This window comes from Marinobacter sp. UBA2688 (genome assembly GCF_002352785.1).
Classification (GTDB): Bacteria; Pseudomonadota; Gammaproteobacteria; order Pseudomonadales; family Oleiphilaceae; genus Marinobacter; species Marinobacter salarius.
On sequence record NZ_DELU01000016.1, the window covers coordinates 27,935 to 29,863 of the forward strand.

The following is a 1,929-nucleotide window of genomic DNA, read 5'->3' on the forward strand; positions in this document are numbered from 1 at the left end:
TCAGAAGGCCGGCTCTCACCCAGTGCCGTACTCCAAAGATTCCGGGATCAGTGATGCTCGCACTCACCAGTGTATGGACAACGATACTATTGGCAGCCGCTGTCGCCCTCGGGCCGCTGGCGATTGATATGTACCTGCCTGCCTTGCCCGCTATGGGAGAGGCGCTCTCGGCCAATACAGGTCAAGTACAGCTTACGCTGAGTATCTACATGGTCGGGTTCGCCCTAGCGCAGTTGGTCTGCGGCCCGCTGGCGGACCGGTTCGGGCGTAAGCCCATCATGATTGGCGGATTCCTGCTGTTTGCGATCGCCAGCGTTGTTTGTGCTCTTGCGACCAATATTGAAACACTGATCCTGTGCCGCTTCCTGCAAGCGCTTGGCGGCTCGGCCGGTCCAGTGCTGGGCCGGGCAGCCGTACGGGATATCTATTCCCCACGGGACGCCGCAAAAATCATGGCTATTCTGGCCAGCATCATGGCCCTGGCACCCGCTGTTGCACCAACTCTCGGCGGTTTTATGGTGGTCAGCTTGGGCTGGTCGTCAATTTTTCTGGCACTGGGTGGCTACGCGCTCATCATGGCTGTGGTGGTTGCAGTGGGTATTCCCGAGCCGATGCGCCCGGAAAACCGGCAATCCCTTCGCGTTAGCAGCCTATGGAAGAACTACCGGGCAATTGCCTCGGACATCAGCTTCCTGGGCTACACCCTGACCAACTCCCTGACCTTCGCCGGCCTGTTTGCGTTCCTGTCAGGCTCGTCGTTCGTGCTGATTGATTTCCTGGGCGTGGAACCCCAGCACTTCGGTCTGTTCTTCGCCTGTATCGTGGCCGGTTATATTGGCGGCAACCTCACGGCCATCCGCCTGGGCCGCTCGTTTGCGCCAGATCAGATACTGGTGCGAGGCCTGACGATATCGGTTATCGGTGGCGGCTTCATGGCCGCACTGGCAGCCTCGCAGGTTTACAACGTATGGGCAGTGGTGCTGCCACAAGCGTTGTTTATGGTCGGTGTGGGCATGGTCCTGCCTCAGACCATGGCCGGGGCCCTGGCTAATTTTCCCCAAATGGCCGGTTCGGCCTCCGCACTGTTCGGCTTCACCCAGATGGTGGTTGCAGCCATTGTGGGTGCTCTCGTGGGGCACTTCCACGACGGCACGTCACTGGTGATGGCAGGCATCATCGCTGCCTGTGCCATTGCGGCCCTCTGCAGCTACCTGCTAATGGTCCAGCGCCATCCTGCTCCCGGATTTGAGCCCGCCTGAAACCAACTTAACTCGACTCCCGGATGAAAAAACATCCAAAATGGGCTACACAGAGTAAGCTGTTAAACACAAATCCATTAGACCAGTATCAGGGAGTTCCAAATGAGCAACGTCACACTCGGCGGCAATCCAATCACCGTGAGCGGCACCCTTCCGCAAACCGGCGACACCGCCCCCAACTTCACCCTAACCACTCAGGGCCTGGAAGACGTCACCCTCGACAACTGGGCTGGTAAGCGCAAAGTTCTGAATATTGTCCCCAGCGTAGACACCCCGACCTGCGCCACCTCCACCCGTAAGTTCAATGAAAAAGCCAGCAGCCTGGACAACACGGTGGTGCTGGTCATTTCTGCCGACCTGCCCTTCGCCGCCGGTCGATTCTGTGGTGCCGAAGGCCTGGAAAATGTCACTACCCTTTCCAGCTTCCGAAACTACAGCTTCCAGGAAGATTACGGTGTTGCCATCCAGGACGGCCCACTTGCTGGCCTGACCTCCCGCGCGGTGGTGGTTCTGGACGAGAACAACAGGGTTCTGCACAGTGAGCTGGTTGGTGAGATCAAGGAAGAACCGAATTACGAAGCCGCTCTTTCGGCGCTTTGATTCCCAGCACTCCGACTTACTGAAAGCGACTCCGTAATCGATGTGCGAAGGCCGGGGCGCCTTCCCCAGA

The 1,929-nt window shown here is 58.5% G+C and carries 2 protein-coding genes; both read left to right on the forward strand.

The annotated features are described in order from the left end of the window. Nucleotides 1-53 precede the first annotated feature (53 nt). Nucleotides 54-1,259, forward strand: a complete 1,206-nt coding sequence (locus B3M52_RS08775) for a Bcr/CflA family multidrug efflux MFS transporter (protein ID WP_075194675.1) — start codon at nt 54-56, stop codon at nt 1,257-1,259. Between the two features lie 102 nt (nt 1,260-1,361). After that, nucleotides 1,362-1,859, forward strand: a complete 498-nt coding sequence (tpx, locus tag B3M52_RS08780) for a thiol peroxidase (protein ID WP_036211458.1) — start codon at nt 1,362-1,364, stop codon at nt 1,857-1,859. Nucleotides 1,860-1,929 lie beyond the last annotated feature (70 nt).